Genomic DNA, 20,877 nt, shown 5'->3' with positions numbered 1-20,877 from the left:
TATAAGCCTAATAAAGCGTTAAGCTGGGTTAAGAAATGTCTTCAACCCGAAGTTCCTCTAACGAATCCAGCTGGATATCTGCCAGCGCCCAGCGAGGATCTTCACGTAGCTCTGCCGCAGGAATGACGATAGAACGCATTCGCGCAGCTTTGGTCGCTATCATGCCGTTAAACGAATCTTCCAAGGTCACGCATTCCAATGGGTCAACGCCCAGCTCAGCGGCGGCGTTCAGATAAACTTCAGGGTGCGGCTTGCTGTAAGGCAGATGTTCTGCGGACATCAAACAGTCAAAGTATTTCTCCAATTCGAACATGGCTAATACTTTTTGCTGCATCACCAGTGGGGACGCTGACGCCAGACCGATTTTCAACCCCTGACGGCGACACAATTGCAGCGCGTATTCAACGCCGGGAAGTAGAGGGCGGGTTTGCTCCACCAGTTCAATAGAGCGGGCAATAATTCGACGGCAGACTTCCGCTTCGTCGGGGCCTTGCCAAGGTTGGGTTTTGTACCACAGCTTAACCACCAAATCGATGCGTAGCCCCAGAGTGTTGGGCAATTTGTCTCTGGACGTGGTATCCAGCCCCAGTTCACTGAATATATCTAACTCGGCTTGGAGCCAAAGCGGTTCGGAATCAATCAGTAAACCGTCCATATCAAAAATAGCGGCTTTTATCGGATGCAGATTAGCCATCAATCATCGCTCCTGTCGGTTGGAGATATAAGAGAAACACACTGTAGCATTGTGCTGCCGTTACGCTAAAACTATTGCTGCGCGTTGTTTCGCAAAACCGCCTGAAACTGGGTTTGCAGCACGCAATTTGCCTGTAATGATAAATAAATTGAGTTTTTCCCATAAGAACATCCATTCGCTGGGGATTAATAAGCTAGGCTTGGATGACGCAGATCGATGATTATTACGGTGAAATCATTGCACACCTGACAGAAAGTACGGGTAAACTGTACCAATAAAATGTGGCACTCATAAGGGGAACTCATGACGTATCAACAGGCTGGTCAGGTCGCTGTGGTCAAAAGGATTGCCGGCTGGCTGGTATTTATTCCGGCACTACTATCGACGCTGATCTCAGTGATTAATTTTGTCTATCATTACAGCGAAAAAACTGCGGGTGTAAATGCAGTAATGTTGGATTTTATCCATGTTATGACCGATATGATCCGTTTTAACACCGGTTTTTTGAACATATTTTGGTTTAACTCGCCGGTGCCTAGTCTGGATGCGGGGTTCTCTGGTGCCAATATCATGTTCTTTATCATCTACATGCTGATTTTTGTTGGTTTGGCACTACAGGCTTCCGGCGCTCGGATGAGTCGGCAGGTCAAACATATTCGCGAGGGGATTGAGGATCAGCTGATTCTGGAGCAGGCCCGTGGCAGCGAGGGGCGGACTAGAGCGCAATTAGAAGAAAAAATCGTTGTGCCGCGACACACTATTTTCTTGCAAGTGTTTACCCTCTACATTCTGCCAATCATTATCGCTGCGGTGGCTTATTTTGTTATTCAGCTACTCGGCGCGATGGCCGCGGGCTAACTATCTTGCCTGAAATAAACACTGCGTCTGAAATAAGCACAGTGTCTGAAATAAAAAAGCCTGTATCCGCGAGGAACAGGCTTTTTTAACGGCTAATAGCGATTTATTCAGGGTGTAACAGTTGTTCTACCGCTTTTTGCGCGGCAACCAAATGTTGACCACCAAATAGGTTACTGCGGTTTAATAAATAGTAGAGCTGATACAGCGGTTGCCGTTCAATAAAACCGCTTGGCAGTGGCCAAACGCTTTGATAACCATCATAAATTTGAGCCGGAAGGTCGGGGTAGAGCGGTAGCATGGCGAGATCGCATTCTCTGTCACCCCAATAGCAGGCGGGATCAAAGATAACGGGGCCATTGGCGCTGGCGGCGCAGTTAGCAGGCCAAAGATCGCCGTGTAAAAGGGAAGGCTGCGGCTGGTGGTTTTGTAATTTCGCCTGAACTAAGGCAATGATTTCGTCAATATCCCCGAAAATCATGCCTTTCTCTGCCGCTAGCTGTAATTGCCAGCCAATACGTTGCTCGGCAAAAAATTGTGCCCAGCGCCGTTGCCATCCGTTCGGCTGGGGTGTGGTAGACAGATCGTTATCGAAATCAAGGCCGAACTGTAGCTGTTCACTCCATTGATGCAAATGTGCCAACTGCTGCCCCAGACAATAGGCTGAGTGCACATCCAGAGATTTGAGTGGCAAATACTCCAGTAATAGGAAGCTGCTGTCGTCGCGATCGCTACCAACGCCGTAAACCTGCGGAACACGGACTGTTTTACTGCGAGCGAGCAGGGAGAGCTGATCGGCCTCGGCGGTAAAAATAGGCAACATATCCCGACGATCGCATTTGACGAATACATCTGTATGACCATAACTAAGTCGCCAAGCTTGATGAATATCACCGCCGGGCAGTTCGGTACGCTCACGCACCTCGGCATCGCCGAGTTGTTCGCTTAGTAGACGATTCACTGCTTGCCACATGATTCACCTCCTCAGAGCTGCCAGTTATATCATTAGGTTAACGTCTTTACCGTGTAAAAAACAGGAGCTGGCGCACAGGGATACACTCGCCGAAAACCTCAGATCAGTTTCAGGGGTGAATCTATCGAGCGTCGAAAGGAGGAATCCCGCGCCGCTCAAGAGCAACGCGGGATAAAGTACGCGTGGAACAATTATAGCAGCTTAGTTTTAGGCTCACCGTCAGTGCTATTTTGTCCTACTTTACCCAGAGGACGGGGGCGTTTAACCGGTTTAAAATGGCTGTATATTAGCGCCGCAACAAAGAATAAAGCTTGAACGATAACGATGCAGGGGCCGGTGGCTCCATCAATATGGAAACTGATCAAGGTACCCAACACGCAGGCGATAACCGACACTAACGTTGCCACAATCAGCATTTTATCGAAGCTGCGGCATAGCATAAATGCAATGATGCCTGGCGCAATCAGCATGGCGATCACCAGAATGACCCCGACGGCTTGCAAAGAAGCGACGATAGTCATGGCTAACAGGCACAACAAACCGTAATGCAGCAATTTAACTGGCAAACCTATTACTCTGGCGTGATTAGGATCGAAGCAATACAGCATGAAATCTTTGCGTTTCAGCAACACGACCAGCAGCGTTATCGACGCAATCCATAGGGCCTGTTTCAGTTCATCCTGCGTAATGCCTAACATATTACCGAATAGTATGTGGCTAAGATGTTGATCGGTATCCATACGGGAAAATAGTACGATACCAAAAGCAAACATGCCTGAAAAAACGATGCCCATCACGGTATCTTCTTTCACCCGGCTGTTATCTTTCAAATAACCGGTGGCTACCGCGCAAAAAATACCGGAAACAAAGGCGCCTATGGCTAAAGGAATGCCTAGCCAGAATGCCAGCACGATGCCGGGTAATACCGCATGAGAAATCGCGTCTCCCATAAGCGACCAGCCCTTCAGTACCAGATAGCAGGACAATACGGCGCACACTACGCCGGTAACGACCGCTGCCAGAATGGCGCGCTGCATAAAGGGATAGGCAAAAGGCTCGCTGAGCAGGGTAAATAGAGTATTCATAGGCTATCTCCCTGCGGTTTTACCGTGCTGTTGCGCTTTCTGCGAATGCGAAAACGCGTTGCCAACAGGCCGTGTTTGGGAGCAAAGACAAACGCCACCAGGAAAACTAACGTTTGTAGCGTTACAATTACGCCGCCGGTTGCCCCATCCAGATAGAAACTGAGATAAGCCCCGAAAGCGCTGGTTAACGCGCCGATAGCGATGGCAAGGATTAGCAAGCGACCAAAGCGGTCTGTCAGGAGATAAGCGGTGGCGCCGGGGGTGACGACCATGGCTATCACCAGAATAGCGCCGACAGTTTGTAATGCCGCTACGGTACAGGCGCTTAGCAAGGTGAAGAACAGAATTTTCAATCGTAGAGGAGAAATCCCGATCGACATCGCATGGTTTTCATCGAAAAACACTGCCAGCAGATCTTTCCAAATCACGCACAGAATAACGAAAGAAACCAGAATGATAATTTCGACCTGCAATACATCTTCATCGGCGATACCGAGAATATTACCGAAAATAATGGATTGAACGTTCACCGAAGTTGGGTTGAGGGAAACAATCAACAGCCCGACGGCAAAGAAGGTCGAAAATATAAAACCAATAATGGCATCTTCCCGCAGCCGTGTGATGTGGCGCACTAGCGTCATGGCAAGCGCGGCCAGCATACCGGTAAAGAATGCGCCAGCGGCGTAAGGCAGGCCGAGAGCATAGGCTCCAGCCACGCCCGGCACCACCGAGTGGGAAAGAGCGTCGCCCATCAGCGACCAGCCTTTGAGCATCAGATAGGCGGAAAGAAAGGCGCAAACCGCTCCCACGATGGCGCTGACCCAAATAGCCTTTACCATGTAGTTGTAATTAAAGGGTTGTAACAGAATTTCCAGCATTAGGTTTTCTTCTCCTTTTGCTGACGCTGCGCCGGCGGGCTGTCTTTGGTCTGACCATAGAATACTGCCGGACGTTCATCATCGGTAATCACCGTCACGGTACGCGGATCGTTATCATCGTGCAGATCGGGACCGGATAGGTTGATATGGCGCAGGACGCCGCCGAAAGTGATCTCCAGATTCTTTTGGGTGAAGGTGGTTTCAGTCGGACCCGCGGCGAGTACGGTCTGGTTGATCAAAATAACGTGATCGCAAAATTCCGGCACGCTACCCAGATTATGCGTCGATACTAAAATCAGATGCCCTTCGTCACGCAGCGCCCGCAATAGATCGATAATGGCATTTTCGGTCTTTACGTCGACGCCGGTAAAAGGTTCATCCAGCAGTAAAACCGAACCTTGTTGTGCCAGCGCCCGGGCAAGGAACACGCGTTTCTTTTGCCCGCCGGAGAGTTCGCCAATTTGCCGCGAGCGCAGCGCGGTTAGTCCCACGCGCTCAATGGCTTTATTTACAATAACCCGATCCTGACGGTTGGGAATTCGCAGAAAATTCATTTTCCCGTAACGGCCCATCATTACAACGTCTTCCACTAATACCGGGAAATTCCAGTCAACTTCCTCGGTCTGCGGCACGTAGGCAATGATATTTTGTTTGAGTGCATGAATAACCGGTTTCCCGCTTAGTTGAACGCTGCCTTCAGTGGGTTTGACCAGCCCCATAATACTTTTGAATAAGGTTGATTTACCGCTGCCGTTCACGCCCACTAATGCGCAGATAGTTCCCCCGTCCAGGGTAAAACTGGCATTGTGGATGGCCGTATGGCCGTTGTTATAAGTCACAGAAACATCATCGACTATCAGTTCAGGACGAACAAAATCCGCATTAATCATTGGCCAAATCCTTCCGCAATCGTGTTCACGGTGGTATTGATCAAGTCGATATAAGTCGGCACCGGGCCTGTCGCATTCGACAATGAGTCAACATAAAGCATTCCGCCGTATTTGGCGTCGGTTTCTTTAGCGACTTGTCTGGCGGGTTTATCCGAAATGGTACTTTCGCTAAACACGACCGGAATTTTATTGGCGCGAACGATATCGATAACCCGGCGAACCTGCTGTGGAGAGCCTTGCTCCTCGGCGTTGATTGGCCACAGATACACTTCTTTGAAGCCATAATCTTTAGCCAGATAGCTGAATGCACCTTCACTGGTGGCCAGCCAACGCTGACCCGCTGGGATTTTGTCTAAACGTGCGCGTAGTGGGGTATCCAGCGCGCTAATTTTCTCTGCATAAGCTTTGGCGTTACGGTTATAAGTTTCCGCATTAGCCGGATCGTGTTTTTCCAGAGCTTTACGGATATTATCGATATAAATCAGAGCATTGGTAGGAGACATCCATGCATGAGGATTAGGAATGCCTTTATAAGGCCCTTCGCGAATAGGCAGCGGTGTAATGCCTGCGGTGACAACGACGGATGGAACGTCTTTCACATTCTCAAAAAAGCGGTTAAACCAGCGCTCAAGATTCATCCCGTTCCAGAGCACTAGATCGGCCGACTGAGTTTTGACGATATCTTTTGGCGTTGGCTGGTAATCATGAATTTCAGCGCCCGGTTTGGTAATGGATTCGACGATAGCGGCGTCACCGGCAACGTTTTGCGCAATATCCTGAATGATCGTGAATGTCGTTACGACCTTAAACTTCTTTTGGGAGGTCGGATTATTTGTGGCGAACGCGGTAGTACTGACAAATGAGAATAATGCCAATAGCGCAAACAGGGTAAAACGGCGTAAAAACATGTTCCCGGTGTAAGTCAAAGCAGGCAGAGAGGTTTTTTTATACTGATATAACATTGCGATGCTCCCTTTTATAAATGAAAATGATTATCAATATCATTTGGTTTTAAGTCAAGTATCACCATACAATAAAGCTAAGTTTACTGATAGTTACGTTATATCACCTGATTATTATGTTTATAATCGGCAAAATGTACCAAAAATATATTTTGGCGTGATGACAAGTTGTATATGCTACAAAACGGCCTACCAAAGTGGGGAATACTGTGAATCCAAAACTAGGTTGCCTTATGGCAATATTATTGTTGGCTGGGTGTGCTAAACAGACCCCTCCAACACAGTCGAAAAATGGTTGGTTGAAGCCCCCGCAACAGGGGAAGTTCAATCCGAGTTCCAGAACTGATAGTGGAACCGTAGCTTATAACGAATACATAAAGCAGGCCGCCAGCCATTACGGCGTTGATGAAACCTTGATCAAAGCCATTATTCAGGTTGAGTCCGGCTATAACCCTGAGGTCGTTAGCACCTCCAATGCGATAGGGCTGATGCAGATTAAAGCCTCTACCGCGGGGCGCGATGCCTACCGTATGAAAGGGCGCAACGGGCAACCCAGTTCCCGCGAGCTGAAAGACCCGGCGGTCAATATCGATATTGGCACCGCCTATATTAATATTCTGCAAAACCAGCAGTTGGTCGGCATCAGCGATCCGCAGACATTACGTTATGCCACCATTGTTTCTTACGCTAACGGTGCAGGCGCGATGCTGAGAACCTTCTCCTCAGACAAAAAGCTGGCGCTCAATAAAATAAACCGCCTCAGCCCAAACGAATTCTATCAACATATTCAAACTAAGCACCCAGCACCGCAGGCCCCGCGTTATTTATGGAAGGTGGACACGGCTTACCGAGCGATGACGGAATAACAGATTAAATCGCTAACCGATGCATCTTGCAGGCAGTATTTCATCGGTTAGCGTTTATCTTCATTGGTCAAATGTTTCTGTCTCATCCCGCGCCTTAATTTCTGATATTTACACTCCTTTGCACTTTATCCCTTATTGCATTCATTAATTTATTGCTAATGCGTCACGTTATCATTTAGTGTTTTCCTCACTGAAATAATAAATTTGCTGTGTTTTGCCAAGGAGCCATAACGTGCGATTAACGCTTTCCCTGACGGCACTGGTATGTGCCTCGCTGTTTTCTACTTCATCCCTGGCAACAACTTATCCGGTGACGATTACTGATACTGATGGGCAGAGGCTCACTTTCAAGCAAGAGCCTAAGCGTATTGTGATGCAAGACGGAAGGGACATTCTGACATTGGCTTTGCTGGATCGCAGCGATCCTTTTGAGCGGCTGGTGGCCTGGAATAATTTGCTGAGAAAAAGCGATGGCACGACCTGGAATCTGCTTAGTAGCAAATGGCCTAAGGCCGAAAAAATAATGGATATGGGATTTAGCGATAAAGGCGAAGTTAATCTGGAGGCCGTTATTGCGCAAAAACCAGACTTAATGGTGGCTCAGCTTCGTTCTAAGAGTTCATTAATTAACCTTGGGGTGTTAGATAAACTCAAACAGCTAAACATCCCTGTGCTTTTTATTGATACCAACCTCAAGCCACTGGAAAATACACCTAAAAGTATCACGCTGTTAGGTGAAGTTATTAATCGCGAAGCTGAGGCTCAGCAGTATACTGATTTCTATCAACAGCATTACCAAAACATTATCAACAAAACTCGCAGCTTTGAGCCAAAACCCTTGGTGTTTGTGGAAGCTAAGGCGGGTTTGGGCGGGGTCGAATCATGCTGCTTTACTCACGGACATGTAGGCTGGGGAGCGCTGATTGAAGCTGTCGGGGCACATAATATCGGTTCAGATTTATTACCGGGAGCCACAGGGGATGTCTCGCTAGAAAAGGTCATCGCGCTGAAACCTGCGGCCTATATTGTCTCCGGTTCGCAGTGGGCAAGTAAGAATAATGCGGCAGTACCTTTCGGCTATGGGGTGACACAAAATCAGGTAGATGTTGCCTTTACCAAATTAAAACAGCGTCCTGCTTTTGCGCAAATTTCGGCGGTTAAAGAAAATCGGCTATACGGGGTTTATCACAATTTTTACAATCACCCTTATAACATTGTAGGGATGGAGTATCTGGCGAAATTTATCTATCCGGTACAATTTACCCAGCTGCAGCCACAGGATACTTATAACGAAATTATTGCCAAATTTACTCAAATTCCGACAGAACCTGCTATTTTGGGGGCGCAGGCTTCGGCGGTGAAGCCTTAATAAAATAAACACATTTTTAAAAATAGCCCCTGATTGGACTGCGCCTTACTAGGTTGGGCACTCAATTTAGGGGCTTTGACGTTTTACATAGCCGGATGGAAAGTTGAAGCAATTTCCAGCACACCATTAATAATGAATTGCACGCCCATGCAAACTAATAAGAATCCCATCAAGCGGGAAATAGCCTCGATGCCGCTTTTCCCTACCCAACGCATAATGGCACCTGAGCTCAACAAGCATCCCCACAGGATAAGGGATACGACGAGGAAGGTTAATACCGGAGCCACGGCCAATACCCAAGGAGTAAAATCGGTATGGTCTTTCATCGTCGCGGCGGAACTGATGATCATGGCGATAGTACCTGGCCCGGCGGTACTAGGCATAGCCAGTGGGACAAAGGCGATGTTAACGGAGTTACGCTTCTTTAAATCCTGTGATTTGGCTTCCAATTGGGTATCTTCGGTCGATTGCTGAGGGAACAGCATACGGAAACCAATAAATGCTACGATTAATCCACCGGCAATTCGCAATCCGGGTATAGAAATACCGAAGGTGCTCATCACGACCTGACCGGCATAGAACGAAATAGTCATAATAAAGAAGACGTATATCGAGGCCATTCTAGACTGATTATTCCGTTCCTCTGTGGTCATATTGCCCGATAGTCCCAAGAGCAAGGCTACAGTAGTCAATGGGTTAGCTAAGGGAAGCAGCAACACTAACCCTAAACCAATGGCCTTAAATAACTCAAAAATACTTAACATCAATCAAACTCCACAAACTTAGTCATATCCCTGAAAACCAAATTGGGCATTACCTTGCTATTTTGTCTCAAATAAGACAAAAAATGCATAAGAAACCCATCTTGCATTGATGTTCTCTATGAGTAAAGGCGCATAAAGAAGATAGAGGGAGAAGATCGGTGTTTGGTGTTGTGTGATCCGGATCATAGCTCGACAGTCCGGTAGTTGGTTCACCGCCAAAAATATCGAATAATCATAAGATTGTATCAATTTCGGGGAAGGGTACTTTTGTGTGTATTTGTGATATCAGCGTCGAAGATGAATATGTTCGCCAGCCACTCTCAGCCTCGGCAGCTTGGGTTTTGGATCGCCAGGCTGCTCGTTCCCGTGGGCGTTTGCGTTTCCTGAAACCGAAAAGAGAGCCTCGTCCTCGTTGGCGTCTGGCTCCATTAAAAGACACTTATGAAATCCGTTTTTATCCTCAGCGATTACCTGAACTGTGGTTCTTCAGTGCTGAAAGTGCGTTGCGTAAACGCTTATAATATATAGAAATGTACGTTTGGACATTTCAATTGTCTGACCCAATGCTCCAATCAACCCCCAAAATGCCGCCTCTTATGGTGGCGTTTTTTACGTAATTGAATAAATAACCTTTACTGACGATTTTTCTGAGAAAAGAAAGCGCTATTTTGCCAGATCCTAAACGGTTGATTGACACCCGCGCCTGTTGAATATAATTTCAAATATCGAGAATAATAATTCAGTTGGTATTTGTGATGTCTAACCCATTAACACCGGTAGAAAACCAGTTTTATGCTTATAACGCTCACGATTTAGCTGCATTTTCAGCCAACTTTAGTGAGGATTTTATTGCCTACCGTATGCCGTCTTTAGAACCATCAATTGTTGGTAAAATGCAGCTGGAGGCCTTCTATCGTACCCAGCGTTTTAATCAGGCCGAGTTAAGAGCAGAGTTAATTTCGCGGTCGGTTTTGGGGAATAAAGTTTTTGATTATGAAAGAATCTATGGTTTAAGCGCAGAGCCAATCGAAAGCGTAGCTATCTTCGAGGTGGTTGAAAGTTTGATTGTAACAGCTTGGTTTTTCTATAAATAGAATGATGAAGCAATCTCGCCGTTGATATCTGCGTTTCAATAAACCGTAGATATCACGGCGTTTAATGTTATAGTTAAATGGCTATTAGTTAAATACCTATTAGTTAAATGCATAGATAACTACGATTTTTTCCCTGAATAAGGTCTAAGTAACTCATCCAATATTTCCATTCTTTCACCCACAGGGATGTAGATAAAACGACAAAACCAACCTTTTATTTCCTTATTTTTTACTTGTGTCCGTAAGAAATATCGGTGAAATACTTTTAGGTCATCTTCAATGTTACTCATGATTTATTCCTTTTACTAAGATATTCATTTAATACTAAACAATAAAATAGGGAATAAACACTGATGATATTGGTTATTTTTGTTCATGTTTTCTAAATAATTGAAATACATGCATTTAATTTGTTTCTTTAAAGGCGTGGTGCAGGAGGTTCATTTCTTCTGAAAACATCACACCTGGTATTCTGGATGAAAATCAAAAGCACGCCATTATCTGATAACCAATGGCATATAAGCATCCTATTATAATTAAGGTGAGGCCAATAGCTAAATACGATAAAGGAATGCAAATTCCCGATAGTTCACTCCATAAACGTTTAAACATTTTCACTTCCTTGTGTAATCAGAATAATGATGACAAATAAATAAATAAGATAAAAATCGGTTCTTCAGATCAATAGGCCATGATTGATCGGTGAAAGCTATTGTTTATCTCGCGTACACTTAATTTGTTGTGATAAATTTAGATGAATAAGTGAATGGTAACGTTTGGTGATGCCCTTGAGCGACATTCAATAATAAGTATCTATTAAATTTAATGTTTATTAATGGGATTGAAATAAATTTATTTTCCAGCATCGGTTTAAATGAGCGTGCTAATTTTACTTTTTATCCGATTGATTATTTGCATATAGCATACTTCGCCATGATTAGGCGTGCTAAAAGCTGTTTCGTTATGATATGGGTAAAGGTGGTTAGGATAAGCGTTCAGTAATTTGCTGATAGATAGAGCGGTTGCATTGGGGAAGGGCGATAGATAAGTGAATGATTTGGTGACAAGCGACATGGGTCATCAAAACGAACATACCGATAAGTGATGAGCTGATAAAAAGCCTAGACGCTATAATATTAAAACGCCTCGGCTGCATAAACAGTCGAGGCGGCGTTCCAGTAACCATTGCTACACGGAAACGGAAACCCATTATGAGCAGCTTTTTCTGGAATAGCAATATGGATGATGGGAAGCTTAAGTGATTAAATTGCAAATTTTCTTATATCGAAGCCCTCCCAAAGAGGGCTTGATGGGGTGATGAACCTAGGCGATTAACTATGATCAGAAAGGAGGCCAGTAGTGGGTCTGCTCATGCCAGCCTCTTTTATACATACAGGCATCAATAACGGCATTGCGAGCTGATGCATTACGATCTTTCTGAACCGTTTTAAATTCAGGTTCTTTCTCGTAGCGATATCCCTTGTCACAGCCATCTTTACCCTTTTCACAGGATTTGTATTTATCCTGATAAGAGAATTCAAAATCAGTCACGATATCGGGACTGTGTCTCTCGTAGCCAATAGCCTTACATTCCGCAGAATCTCTTTCGCGGTCTAACTGTGTAGCACCACCTTTTTCCCATTGGGTACAACCAGAAAGAGCAAGGATCAAAAGAACAAAAAGTGAGTTAAAATTTTTCATCATTATGTCAGCAAAAGTTTTCGGAAGAATACGCGAAGAATCCGTTTCACGGTTCTCATTCACGAGTAAGGAACGGAGAGTAATAAATAAGGCATCAGTAATGCAAATGACAATTGAGTACGTTTATCAATCGTTGAGTTATTGATGATTATCTGAACGATTGATTTAAGTCGAGGAAATCTGTCTGTCATCACCACAAAATTGAATTTTTTTGTACGTAATTCAGGCTGATTCCACTTCTTATGATAATAATCGCAGCCTGTGTCTTTATAAATGAGACTCAAATTGGCATCATTGCGTTAGAAATCACTTTTTAGGATGGATAGTTATGAAGCAGTTTCCTTTCGACCAACGTTATGAAATCGAAAATGCGAGCGGTGAACGTGAATATTTCATCGAAGGTGATGTATATATTCGTTTACTAGAAGGATCTCCAGTTTACCGTATTGATGGCTATGAAGTTTATACTCATGGCGATAATGGTGAATTAGTCGGTTTTCTGGAAGGTGAACGTATTACCCGTTTGGATGGCGAAGAACTGTTAGTTATTTTAACTCAATAACGCTATCGCCTTCGACTCGCTTCGTATTTGAAAACTATTGGACTCGCATCAGATAAGAAATCGCCACCTGTATTTCAGAGCGTAAATATAGGCGGCGATTGATAGCTACAGGAAGATGAAATGCGTTAGAAACGGTAATTTAACATAGTCACTAACACATCATCGGTGCTGATACGGTTAGCACGAGTAAATTCATTTTCTTTCAACAAGTTAAGTTTGTATTCAACGATCACAGCCATATTCTTGTTCAGATCATAAGTTGCGGCAAGATCGATAAACTTCACCATATTTTTGTTGTCGCCAAATTCGCTTTCGAGATTTTTGCCGCGTCCCTGCAAATAGGCGATCGATGGACGTAAACCCCAGTCAAATTGATATTGCGCGACAAACTCTATGGCCTGAGTCTGGTTGGCAAAGCCATCTTTTCTACCGACATAGTGCATATTTCGCACATCCGCGTACATGGCGGCCAGATAAATATTGTTGGCGTCATATTTCACACCTGCATTCCAACCGTCGGCTTTTTTACCGCGATGATCCAACTGTTGCTCATCGGTGCGTTTCGATGCGGCATAAGATGCGCCGAAACTGAGACCATTATCCAGCGTGTACACTGCGGATAATCCCATACCATCGCCGTTTTGGTTAGCTACGCTACGCGGGTTATTGGTACGTGGACCTGTTTGATCTTCAGTATTATTCCAACCGTCGTTTTTGCCTTGGACCTGAAGTCCGATATCTAGTCCATCTACCAAATTGAATAGATTGCGGTTACGGTACGTTCCCACATTGTTGGTACGATAGGTCATAAAGTTATCGGTATTATCGTAACTCTGTCCACCAAATACAGGAATAACCGCGCCGGTCCATCCATTAATATCGTTTAATATTCCGTAATTACGACCGTAATCAAAAGATCCATATTCACCGAAGCTCAATCCGGCAAAAGCAATACGGGTAGTATCTTTCTTAGTGCCCGCACTTTCTGCCTGATTCATTTTGACGTTATATTCCCATCGGGCATAGCCAGATAGGGTATCGTTAATTTTGGTGTCGCCGGTTAAGGTAAATTTAACTTTAGACTGGTCGCCAGCAAAACCCTTATCATCGGAGAAATAATGGCGAACCTTAAAAGAACCGGAAAGTGCAATACGGTTGCCATCTTTATTGTAGAGCTCTGCCGCACCAGCGGGTTGCACCATACATGCCAAAGGTACTATTACTGCAAATAATTTCAAATTGAATAATTGCGATTTCATCTTCTTCCCTGGTTTTTGTTATACAAAATTATTTCCGCAGTAAATTAACCAAGCGTGATATATTTTTATGCGATGACGCTCACAGTTATCCTTATGCAACAAATATGTACACCACAAAAACTTGAAGCTGCTCGCGTTTTAATCTCACTGACTGAAGATAATAGAACTGGTAAGGGATGAATTAATTCTTAAAACAACGGTAAGGCAGCTAAGATGAAAAACAGAACAAAGGCGCTGAGTGCATTAGCATTAATTTTCAGCAGCTATTTTAGTATTCAGCACGCAATATCGGCACCGTCGACCGATATTTTCCCCGGGGCAACGCTGACCCAATTACAGTCGCAATACCCTATTCATTGGGTCTCTGTAGAGCAAATTTCTGCGAGTTTGAAAGGGAAAGAGCCAATTAGTGTAGGTTTTGATATTGATGACACTTTGCTCTATTCCAGCCCGGCGTTTTTCTACGGGAAAATGATTTACTCACCTGATAGTTTTGATTTTTTAAAGAATCCTAAATTTTGGGACGAAGTCAGTAACGGATGGGACAAATTCTCTGTGCCAAAAATTTCAGGCGCAGCCTTGCTAAACATGCACTTATCGCGAGGTGACCGGGTGTACTTTATCACCGGTCGACCAATGCCATCTTCCGGGAAGGAAACGGTGACAAAAATCTTACAACAGGATTTTAATATTCCTGATGAACAGTTAAATAAAGTGATATTTGCCGGGATTGGCGATGGAGCCAAAGTGAGCCATATGAAGGAAAAAAATATCTCGATATTCTATGGAGATTCCGATAATGATATTGCTGATGCTAGAGCTGCAGGAGCAGAAGGTATTAGAGTGTTACGGCCATTAAATTCTACCAATAAACCTATGCCTAAGAATGGTGATTTTGGTGAGAAGGTTGTCATTAATTCTGATTATTAGTTCACGCTAATATTGGATCGGGATTGACAGCGACTCAAGGTAAGTCCCGTACTTACTGACATTGTGAGTGTAGCAATGGACTGTATTATGCCCGTTAGAGGCAAAACATTATCTTTATTTATTATGACTAATACACCAGAAGAAATTGAACGACCTATTTTACAACTCTTTCAGAAGTATCCACAGAACAAATATAGCGTGCAGGATGTAATGAGGAGCCTACAGGAAATTAGCCGCTATAAAATAGAATATCGGTTGAAAAAACTCGCAAATAGAAGGCTGATAACCTGCCACAAACGCAAGGTGGGAATCGTCATTCGTTACTATTGGCAACTAAACGAGCGTAAGGAATAAGCTCAGTGGCGAGTGATTACGTAGTAAAAATAGCGATTGACTTTGATTTATCGGTTTGTTGTTTCTCATTTTCGCAGAGAAAAAACGTCGCACAAACATATATGTTTTTAGCTACGTAACAACCGGGGCACATGGTTAGGTATAAAAATACAAACAGTGGAAGGGCGGGCACTTCCACTGGCAATCATTCTAGGCTAGGCAATCTTTCGACAAAGGTATTTATCTTTGATCACGCCATCAAAGAAACGCCCTTTAGACACCACAGACATAAAATCGTTATAAACCCGTATTGGCACGTTAACATACTGATAAATGTCATTACCACAGAACTGTATTTCCAATACATGACTCTCTGGGTCATACCCAATTGAGTGAATTCTCGAAGATGAAACCGACTGTCGCTGCAAGAAATAGTCCTCCTAGGTGAGGTAAACGTCCCTGAAAAAAACACATCGTGTCTTAAGTGTGTGCGTCCTAAGTACATCATACTCGCTGAATCGATATGAGTCATAAATACATTTGTGAATGTATAACTCATTGTGGCTAAAGCTATTGTATGGGCTTATGAATTAAAAAGGTAAGTACTTTAATGCCCGTGGCTTTGACAGAGCGCAACCACAGGAAGGTTATTTTAGTATATAACCGCAAAATTCCAGCTCGACGGCACTTGGCAGCTGCAAAGCATCACTGATATCTTGGGTATGGTTTATTGAATATGCAGATTGGTCGCGGGTTTTGGGTTAAACGAGGGAATATATGTACAACGACAATGAAAAGAAATTTTACGTTATTTTAAACCGCAATTGCGAGACTCCGACTCTGTTTAACGCGGCTTGCCATTTAACCGCAGGAATAACAGATTTGATCGAAGAACGTGAATTTCATTCTTATCCCAGCACTATAGAGGGAATCAGCGCAAATATGAGCCACTATCCTATGGTGGTATTACAGGCAAAAAACAGTAGCCAACTGAGCAACTTAATTTTGAAATGCCAGGAGCAAGGTGTTTTGTATAATTTCTTCACCACGACGATGCTTTCGCATTCAGCGGAACAGCAAATTTCTGATACGGCGAACACAGACTTTGAAAAATTGGATTTTGTCGCTGTAGCTTTATACGGGGATGCAGAGATGTTGAAACCCTTAACCAAGAAATTTTCTGTCTATCGTTAGTTGAAAGCGCAGGGGGATTATTTAGGAAGAAATACTCCCCCTTGGCTGCTTTTGGCCCGCTTTTCAGTCGGCGAATTGTCATTTAGGTAACCGCTAAAACCCAAGGTAAACTACCGGCTCTGTTGTTTGAAATATCGCCGAATACTTAACTATTCTTCAGTATTCAAGGATTTCAGCTCTTTACTGAGAGAAATCGAAAGTACGATTCGAATCACGACAATAGAAGCTAGAATGATTAATTCTTTGTAATCGGGTTCAATGATCGTCTTCAAAATGTCTGCCGGGATTAATATTTCCAGTGCCAGCAACAGATAACCACCCAAATCCAGTCGAATACGTTGAATATTTGATTCGCCGCGCTGCAGTTCGTTTTTTATAAATGCGAATAGGCATTTAACCACGCCATAAATCAAAACTAAAACGCTAACAATATTTAGCCCACTGGCTGCCAACATGATGAAAGTATGAATGTTCATTATTGGGTTACTCCCTGAATAGTAGGCCGTTTTCCCTTGTCACCGCGGGCGCGGGAAGCGTCTTCAGTATAGCCCTAAATACTGGCCGTGGGTGTTCTCACATCCAGTCGGCTGCAATGTAGATTTTAGTGGTGCAGAATTTGTCAGATTTAAAATAAATAAGCGACGAAGGTAAAGCAGCGGTGAAGGTTGAAAATGCTTCACCGCTGAGCCATAAACAAGGCTATTTAATCATGATTATCTTAGTTGTGAGAATCTCGTAGCGCTTCAATCGCTCGTTCCAAAGAGTCAATATCATTGCCTGATAGCAACGGTATGATTTTGTTAATTTCCTGCTCTGGCAGGTCATAAATTTGCAGTGCTAAAAGGCGGCGAATAATATCCTCAGAAAAGCGGGTCTTTATTGCGCTAGCTGGATTTCCTCCAACGATTGTATAAGGGGCGACATCGCGGGTGACTATGCTGCCTGAGGCAATAATGGCACTTTCACCAACGGTAACTCCGGGCATGATCATAGCTCTCATCCCAATCCAGCAGCCATCGCTCAATATTGTGTCACCTCGATGCTGATAAGATTCGCTGATAGATTCCATAAAGGGATAGAAGCTGAACCAATCAATGCGGTGAGTATGGTTTCCACCCATTAAAATAACGGCTTCCGCGCCTATACATACATAATTGCCAATGATCAGTTGGTCAATCTTTCCGAGAGGTTCCCACTGTTGGCTAATGGCATCACCGTGCAGATAGCGAACAACCGATTTTTCAAAACCTTCATCCCAGCAATGGCTGTAATAGCTGTGCGTACCTTTGATGATGATATTAGGATTTTTCACCGTTTGGTGAAGTAGCTCTGTTTTCGACCAATGTTTATCTTGCATGGTCTCATTCCTTTTTCAAAAACATCCGAGCCACGAACGTAAGTCAGTGGCAGTGATTACACGTTCAAATCATCACCGCCGGTTAAGCAATTCGAGGTTGTAACAGTAGGGGGATATTTATCATATTCAATGCCTCTTTTAACCCTGAAATGCTATTGCTCATTGCCAAACAAATCAATGATTCAGAACCGGAGATTTAGCCTTTATTTGGCTTTAGTGTGAATCTTCCTACGTCAAAATAGGGAATTAAATGCATTTAATCTTAACCCGCTATCACAAAAACGCATGTGGGGCAGAGCGTTTGAGAAACTAAAGGGCAGGGATATCAACATTCCCACTTCTGCGGGTGGATAATCACATATTGTGAGTGTTACTATGTTTTGTCAGTTATTGCGTCACACCATAGATACAAAACGAGTTGTGTACATATGAGTGTATATATCAGGCAAGGTAAAGTCGGATAGCGCACATAACAAATTGAATTTAAACTAAATTATACTGTTACATGTGATCTGTCGTGTGGGTCACCACTGTAAATAAGGAATTAGAATGCCCGTAATTACCCTTCCTGATGGCAGCCAACGTCATTTTGACAAAGCTGTTTCTGTGCTTGATGTCGCTATGGATATCGGCCCCGGGTTAGCAAAAGCCTGTATCGCTGGCCGTGTAAACGGTGAGTTGGTGGATGCCACCGATCTGATCGAATCCGATGCGCAATTAGCCATTATTACCACCAAAGACGCCGAAGGGCTGGAAATTCTCCGCCATTCCTGTGCGCATTTGTTGGGACATGCTATCAAGCAGCTGTGGCCAAACACCAAAATGGCGATTGGTCCGACTATCGACAACGGTTTCTATTATGACGTCGATTTGGAACAGACCCTGACGCAGGAAGACCTGGATCTGCTGGAAAAGCGGATGCATGAGCTCGCTGACAAAGATTATGATGTGATCAAGAAGAAAGTGAGCTGGCAGGAAGCTCGCGATATTTTTGCAGCCCGTGGTGAAGAATATAAAGTGGCGATTCTCGATGAGAATATCAGCCGCGACGATCGCCCTGGACTGTATCATCATGAAGAATATGTCGATATGTGCCGTGGTCCACATGTACCGAACATGCGCTTCTGCCATCATTTTAAATTGCAAAAAACCTCCGGTGCCTACTGGCGCGGCGATAGTAAAAATAAAATGTTGCAGCGCATCTACGGCACCGCGTGGGGTGATAAAAAGCAGCTAAACGCCTATTTGCAGCGTCTGGAGGAGGCTGCCAAGCGTGACCACCGTAAAATCGGCAAACAGCTTGACCTCTACCACATGCAGGAAGAAGCGCCTGGTATGGTGTTCTGGCATAACGACGGTTGGACTATCTTCCGCGAGCTGGAAACCTTTGTGCGGATGAAGCTCAAAGAGTATCAATATCAGGAAGTTAAAGGCCCATTCATGATGGACCGCGTACTGTGGGAAAAAACCGGTCACTGGGAAAACTATGCTGAGCATATGTTTACCACTTCATCGGAAAACCGCGAGTACTGCATTAAGCCAATGAACTGCCCAGGGCACGTACAGATCTTCAACCAAGGGTTGAAATCTTACCGTGACCTGCCGCTGCGTATGGCAGAATTTGGTAGCTGTCACCGTAACGAACCGTCCGGTGCTTTGCATGGCCTGATGCGCGTGCGTGGCTTTACTCAGGACGATGCTCACGTTTTCTGTACTGAAGAACAGGTTCGCGATGAAGTAAATAGCTGTATTAAGATGGTGTACGATATGTACAGCACCTTCGGCTTTGAAAAAATCGTGGTGAAACTGTCTACTCGCCCAGAAAAACGTATCGGTAGCGACGAACTCTGGACTCGGGCTGAAGAAGATTTGGCCGCCGCGCTGACTGAAAATGGTATTCCGTTTGATTATCAGCCGGGTGAAGGGGCGTTCTACGGGCCAAAAATTGAGTTTACTCTGCATGATTGTTTGGATCGTGCGTGGCAGTGTGGTACCGTACAGCTCGATTTCTCATTACCGGGTCGCTTAAGTGCGTCTTACATCGGCGAAAACAACGATCGCCAGGTTCCGGTTATGATTCACCGGGCAATTTTAGGGTCAATGGAGCGCTTCATCGGTATTTTAACCGAAGAATATGCCGGCTTCTTCCCTACCTGGATTGCTCCGGTACAAGTTGTAGTGATGAATATCACTGATAGCCAAGCTGAATATGTCCAAGAAGTAACCAAAAAACTGCAAGATGCAGGGATTAGGGTGAAAGCGGACTTGAGAAACGAGAAGATTGGCTTTAAAATTCGTGAACATACGTTGCGTCGGGTTCCCTATATGTTGGTTTGCGGCGATAAAGAGATCGAATCAGGCAAAGTTGCCGTTCGTACTCGTCGCGGTAAAGACTTGGGAAGCGTGGATGTCAACGTGGTCGTAGACAAGCTGCTAACAGAGATTCGCAGCCGTAGTCTTCATCAACTGGAGGAATAAAGTATTAAAGGCGGAAAACGAGTTCAACCGGCGCGTCCTAATCGCATTAACAAAGAGATTCGCGCCACAGAAGTTCGCTTAACAGGCGTTGATGGTGAGCAGATTGGCATTGTCAGTCTGAATGAAGCTCTTGAAAAAGCCGAGGAAGCTGGTGTTGATTTAGTAGAAATCAGTCCGAATGCCGAGCCGCCGGTTTGCCGTATTATGGATTACGGCAAGTTCCTCTACGAGAAGAGCAAATCGACGAAAGAACAGAAGAAGAAGCAAAAAGTTATTCAGGTCAAGGAAATCAAATTCCGTCCTGGTACCGATGATGGCGACTATCAGGTCAAACTACGCAACCTGATTCGCTTTCTGGAAGATGGCGATAAAGCCAAAATCACCCTGCGGTTCCGTGGGCGTGAAATGGCGCACCAGCAGATCGGTATGGAAGTGCTTAACCGCGTCCGTAAAGACCTGTGTGAAGATTCTGATCTGGCCGTTGTCGAGTCCTTCCCGACTCGTATCGAAGGCCGTCAGATGATCATGGTGCTCGCACCTAAGAAGAGACAGTAAGGCATTCAAGTAACAGGTTTCATGGCACCTTGTGCGCTATGATCCTGTTCGCCTAGCTAGCTCGTTGTAATTAACAAT

General features: G+C 44.6%; 23 protein-coding genes. 10 read left to right on the top strand and 13 right to left on the bottom strand.

Annotation, left to right across the window (positions count from 1 at the left end; translation table 11 throughout):
* Window positions 1-28: 28 nt before the first annotated feature.
* Window positions 29-694 carry a hexitol phosphatase HxpB gene (gene hxpB / locus ACQ4OC_RS04525; RefSeq protein WP_064518082.1) on the bottom strand — a complete coding sequence of 222 codons (666 nt, stop codon included), beginning with the start codon at window positions 692-694 and terminating at the stop codon, window positions 29-31.
* Between the two features lie 303 nt (window positions 695-997).
* On the opposite strand from hxpB, the gene ACQ4OC_RS04520 reads away from it, so the two are divergent.
* Window positions 998-1,552, top strand: a complete 555-nt coding sequence (locus ACQ4OC_RS04520; protein WP_064518083.1) for a YniB family protein — start codon at window positions 998-1,000, stop codon at window positions 1,550-1,552.
* A gap of 103 nt (window positions 1,553-1,655) precedes the next feature.
* On the opposite strand, the gene ACQ4OC_RS04515 is transcribed toward ACQ4OC_RS04520, so the two are convergent.
* The 5 genes from ACQ4OC_RS04515 to ACQ4OC_RS04495 all read right to left on the bottom strand — a co-directional run bounded on the left by ACQ4OC_RS04515 (window position 1,656) and on the right by ACQ4OC_RS04495 (window position 6,337).
* Window positions 1,656-2,522 (bottom strand): fructosamine kinase family protein, encoded by an 867-nt coding sequence (locus tag ACQ4OC_RS04515; protein ID WP_064518088.1) that lies wholly within the window; start codon window positions 2,520-2,522, stop codon window positions 1,656-1,658.
* Window positions 2,523-2,713: 191 nt separating this feature from the next.
* On the bottom strand, window positions 2,714-3,607 hold the full coding sequence (gene yfeD / locus ACQ4OC_RS04510; protein ID WP_064518091.1) for an iron/manganese ABC transporter permease subunit YfeD: 894 nt from the start codon (window positions 3,605-3,607) through the stop codon (window positions 2,714-2,716).
* Window positions 3,604-4,485 (bottom strand): iron/manganese ABC transporter permease subunit YfeC, encoded by an 882-nt coding sequence (yfeC, locus tag ACQ4OC_RS04505; protein ID WP_120806810.1) that lies wholly within the window; start codon window positions 4,483-4,485, stop codon window positions 3,604-3,606. The genes yfeD and yfeC overlap by 4 nt, the downstream gene beginning before the upstream one ends.
* Entirely contained in the window at window positions 4,485-5,375 is an 891-nt protein-coding gene (yfeB, locus tag ACQ4OC_RS04500; RefSeq protein ID WP_064518095.1) for an iron/manganese ABC transporter ATP-binding protein YfeB, read from the bottom strand. Before yfeB ends, yfeC begins: the two co-directional genes overlap by 1 nt.
* A complete protein-coding gene (locus tag ACQ4OC_RS04495; RefSeq protein WP_430970970.1) occupies window positions 5,372-6,337 on the bottom strand; it encodes a metal ABC transporter substrate-binding protein in 966 nt (321 codons plus the stop codon). Before ACQ4OC_RS04495 ends, yfeB begins: the two co-directional genes overlap by 4 nt.
* A gap of 209 nt (window positions 6,338-6,546) precedes the next feature.
* On the opposite strand from ACQ4OC_RS04495, the gene ACQ4OC_RS04490 reads away from it, so the two are divergent.
* Window positions 6,547-7,203, top strand: a complete 657-nt coding sequence (locus ACQ4OC_RS04490; RefSeq protein ID WP_071925622.1) for a transglycosylase SLT domain-containing protein — start codon at window positions 6,547-6,549, stop codon at window positions 7,201-7,203.
* Between the two features lie 232 nt (window positions 7,204-7,435).
* A complete protein-coding gene (locus tag ACQ4OC_RS04485; protein ID WP_120806812.1) occupies window positions 7,436-8,572 on the top strand; it encodes an ABC transporter substrate-binding protein in 1,137 nt (378 codons plus the stop codon).
* Between the two features lie 83 nt (window positions 8,573-8,655).
* On the opposite strand, the gene ACQ4OC_RS04480 is transcribed toward ACQ4OC_RS04485, so the two are convergent.
* Window positions 8,656-9,336, bottom strand: a complete 681-nt coding sequence (locus tag ACQ4OC_RS04480) for a MarC family NAAT transporter (protein WP_064518102.1) — start codon at window positions 9,334-9,336, stop codon at window positions 8,656-8,658.
* Window positions 9,337-9,605: 269 nt separating this feature from the next.
* Between ACQ4OC_RS04480 and ACQ4OC_RS04475 the strand changes: the two genes are divergently transcribed.
* Entirely contained in the window at window positions 9,606-9,857 is a 252-nt protein-coding gene (locus ACQ4OC_RS04475) for a hypothetical protein (protein WP_049600658.1), read from the top strand.
* Window positions 9,858-10,091: 234 nt separating this feature from the next.
* On the top strand, window positions 10,092-10,430 hold the full coding sequence (locus ACQ4OC_RS04470) for a nuclear transport factor 2 family protein (RefSeq protein ID WP_064518104.1): 339 nt from the start codon (window positions 10,092-10,094) through the stop codon (window positions 10,428-10,430).
* Window positions 10,431-10,549: 119 nt separating this feature from the next.
* On the opposite strand, the gene ACQ4OC_RS04465 is transcribed toward ACQ4OC_RS04470, so the two are convergent.
* Together ACQ4OC_RS04465 and ACQ4OC_RS04460 are read right to left on the bottom strand one after the other, a co-directional pair.
* Complete coding sequence (locus ACQ4OC_RS04465; protein ID WP_158513776.1) at window positions 10,550-10,720, bottom strand: hypothetical protein; 171 nt, start codon at window positions 10,718-10,720, stop codon at window positions 10,550-10,552.
* 1,051 nt (window positions 10,721-11,771) lie between these two features.
* Window positions 11,772-12,134, bottom strand: a complete 363-nt coding sequence (locus tag ACQ4OC_RS04460; protein ID WP_306423399.1) for a hypothetical protein — start codon at window positions 12,132-12,134, stop codon at window positions 11,772-11,774.
* A 325-nt stretch (window positions 12,135-12,459) separates the two neighbouring features.
* On the opposite strand from ACQ4OC_RS04460, the gene ACQ4OC_RS04455 reads away from it, so the two are divergent.
* Window positions 12,460-12,693, top strand: a complete 234-nt coding sequence (locus tag ACQ4OC_RS04455; protein ID WP_064518105.1) for a hypothetical protein — start codon at window positions 12,460-12,462, stop codon at window positions 12,691-12,693.
* A 125-nt stretch (window positions 12,694-12,818) separates the two neighbouring features.
* On the opposite strand, the gene ACQ4OC_RS04450 is transcribed toward ACQ4OC_RS04455, so the two are convergent.
* On the bottom strand, window positions 12,819-13,895 hold the full coding sequence (locus ACQ4OC_RS04450) for a porin (RefSeq protein WP_235601051.1): 1,077 nt from the start codon (window positions 13,893-13,895) through the stop codon (window positions 12,819-12,821).
* Window positions 13,896-14,165: 270 nt separating this feature from the next.
* Here ACQ4OC_RS04450 and aphA point away from each other — a divergent pair, with 270 nt between their 5' ends.
* Window positions 14,166-14,882: an acid phosphatase AphA gene (aphA, locus tag ACQ4OC_RS04445; protein WP_064518109.1), complete on the top strand. Its 717-nt coding sequence runs from the start codon at window positions 14,166-14,168 to the stop codon at window positions 14,880-14,882.
* Between the two features lie 548 nt (window positions 14,883-15,430).
* On the opposite strand, the gene ACQ4OC_RS04440 is transcribed toward aphA, so the two are convergent.
* Window positions 15,431-15,643 carry a KTSC domain-containing protein gene (locus ACQ4OC_RS04440; RefSeq protein WP_071925623.1) on the bottom strand — a complete coding sequence of 71 codons (213 nt, stop codon included), beginning with the start codon at window positions 15,641-15,643 and terminating at the stop codon, window positions 15,431-15,433.
* A gap of 349 nt (window positions 15,644-15,992) precedes the next feature.
* On the opposite strand from ACQ4OC_RS04440, the gene ACQ4OC_RS04435 reads away from it, so the two are divergent.
* Window positions 15,993-16,409: a DUF2000 family protein gene (locus ACQ4OC_RS04435; protein ID WP_064518113.1), complete on the top strand. Its 417-nt coding sequence runs from the start codon at window positions 15,993-15,995 to the stop codon at window positions 16,407-16,409.
* Window positions 16,410-16,558: 149 nt separating this feature from the next.
* Here the strand turns inward: ACQ4OC_RS04435 and ACQ4OC_RS04430 are convergent, their stop codons facing one another.
* Both ACQ4OC_RS04430 and ACQ4OC_RS04425 read right to left on the bottom strand, forming a co-directional pair.
* Complete coding sequence (locus ACQ4OC_RS04430) at window positions 16,559-16,885, bottom strand: DUF1622 domain-containing protein (protein WP_064518114.1); 327 nt, start codon at window positions 16,883-16,885, stop codon at window positions 16,559-16,561.
* A gap of 242 nt (window positions 16,886-17,127) precedes the next feature.
* Window positions 17,128-17,766, bottom strand: a complete 639-nt coding sequence (locus tag ACQ4OC_RS04425) for a CatB-related O-acetyltransferase (protein WP_064518116.1) — start codon at window positions 17,764-17,766, stop codon at window positions 17,128-17,130.
* A 549-nt stretch (window positions 17,767-18,315) separates the two neighbouring features.
* Between ACQ4OC_RS04425 and thrS the strand changes: the two genes are divergently transcribed.
* Together thrS and infC are read left to right on the top strand one after the other, a co-directional pair.
* The gene (gene thrS / locus ACQ4OC_RS04420; RefSeq protein ID WP_064514041.1) at window positions 18,316-20,244 is read left to right on the top strand and encodes a threonine--tRNA ligase; all 1,929 of its coding nucleotides are present in this window, start codon (window positions 18,316-18,318) and stop codon (window positions 20,242-20,244) included.
* A gap of 3 nt (window positions 20,245-20,247) precedes the next feature.
* Window positions 20,248-20,799, top strand: a complete 552-nt coding sequence (infC, locus tag ACQ4OC_RS04415) for a translation initiation factor IF-3 (protein ID WP_002227898.1) — start codon at window positions 20,248-20,250, stop codon at window positions 20,797-20,799.
* Window positions 20,800-20,877: the final 78 nt, after the last annotated feature.

Origin of the sequence: Yersinia sp. J1 (assembly GCF_050586585.1) — a bacterium.
In the GTDB taxonomy this organism is placed as follows: Bacteria; Pseudomonadota; Gammaproteobacteria; order Enterobacterales; family Enterobacteriaceae; genus Yersinia; species Yersinia entomophaga.
Note: the sequence above shows the minus strand (reverse complement) of the source record. Positions and strands in the feature narration are given on the sequence as shown.

Bases quoted from the DNA above. Each gene is read 5' to 3' on its own strand.
- ACQ4OC_RS04450 (WP_235601051.1), bottom strand. From the start codon at position 13,895: ATGGTGCAACCCGCTGGTGCGGCAGAGCTCTACAATAAAGATGGCAAC.
- thrS (WP_064514041.1), top strand. From the start codon at position 18,316: ATGCCCGTAATTACCCTTCCTGATGGCAGCCAACGTCATTTTGACAAA.
- hxpB (WP_064518082.1), bottom strand. From the start codon at position 694: ATGGCTAATCTGCATCCGATAAAAGCCGCTATTTTTGATATGGACGGT.
- ACQ4OC_RS04495 (WP_430970970.1), bottom strand. From the start codon at position 6,337: ATGTTATATCAGTATAAAAAAACCTCTCTGCCTGCTTTGACTTACACC.
- ACQ4OC_RS04435 (WP_064518113.1), top strand. From the start codon at position 15,993: ATGTACAACGACAATGAAAAGAAATTTTACGTTATTTTAAACCGCAAT.
- aphA (WP_064518109.1), top strand. From the start codon at position 14,166: ATGAAAAACAGAACAAAGGCGCTGAGTGCATTAGCATTAATTTTCAGC.
- ACQ4OC_RS04430 (WP_064518114.1), bottom strand. From the start codon at position 16,885: ATGAACATTCATACTTTCATCATGTTGGCAGCCAGTGGGCTAAATATT.
- ACQ4OC_RS04470 (WP_064518104.1), top strand. From the start codon at position 10,092: ATGTCTAACCCATTAACACCGGTAGAAAACCAGTTTTATGCTTATAAC.
- ACQ4OC_RS04465 (WP_158513776.1), bottom strand. From the start codon at position 10,720: ATGAGTAACATTGAAGATGACCTAAAAGTATTTCACCGATATTTCTTA.
- yfeC (WP_120806810.1), bottom strand. From the start codon at position 4,485: ATGCTGGAAATTCTGTTACAACCCTTTAATTACAACTACATGGTAAAG.
- yfeD (WP_064518091.1), bottom strand. From the start codon at position 3,607: ATGAATACTCTATTTACCCTGCTCAGCGAGCCTTTTGCCTATCCCTTT.
- ACQ4OC_RS04515 (WP_064518088.1), bottom strand. From the start codon at position 2,522: ATGTGGCAAGCAGTGAATCGTCTACTAAGCGAACAACTCGGCGATGCC.
- ACQ4OC_RS04455 (WP_064518105.1), top strand. From the start codon at position 12,460: ATGAAGCAGTTTCCTTTCGACCAACGTTATGAAATCGAAAATGCGAGC.
- ACQ4OC_RS04425 (WP_064518116.1), bottom strand. From the start codon at position 17,766: ATGCAAGATAAACATTGGTCGAAAACAGAGCTACTTCACCAAACGGTG.
- yfeB (WP_064518095.1), bottom strand. From the start codon at position 5,375: ATGATTAATGCGGATTTTGTTCGTCCTGAACTGATAGTCGATGATGTT.
- ACQ4OC_RS04480 (WP_064518102.1), bottom strand. From the start codon at position 9,336: ATGTTAAGTATTTTTGAGTTATTTAAGGCCATTGGTTTAGGGTTAGTG.
- ACQ4OC_RS04520 (WP_064518083.1), top strand. From the start codon at position 998: ATGACGTATCAACAGGCTGGTCAGGTCGCTGTGGTCAAAAGGATTGCC.
- ACQ4OC_RS04460 (WP_306423399.1), bottom strand. From the start codon at position 12,134: ATGATGAAAAATTTTAACTCACTTTTTGTTCTTTTGATCCTTGCTCTT.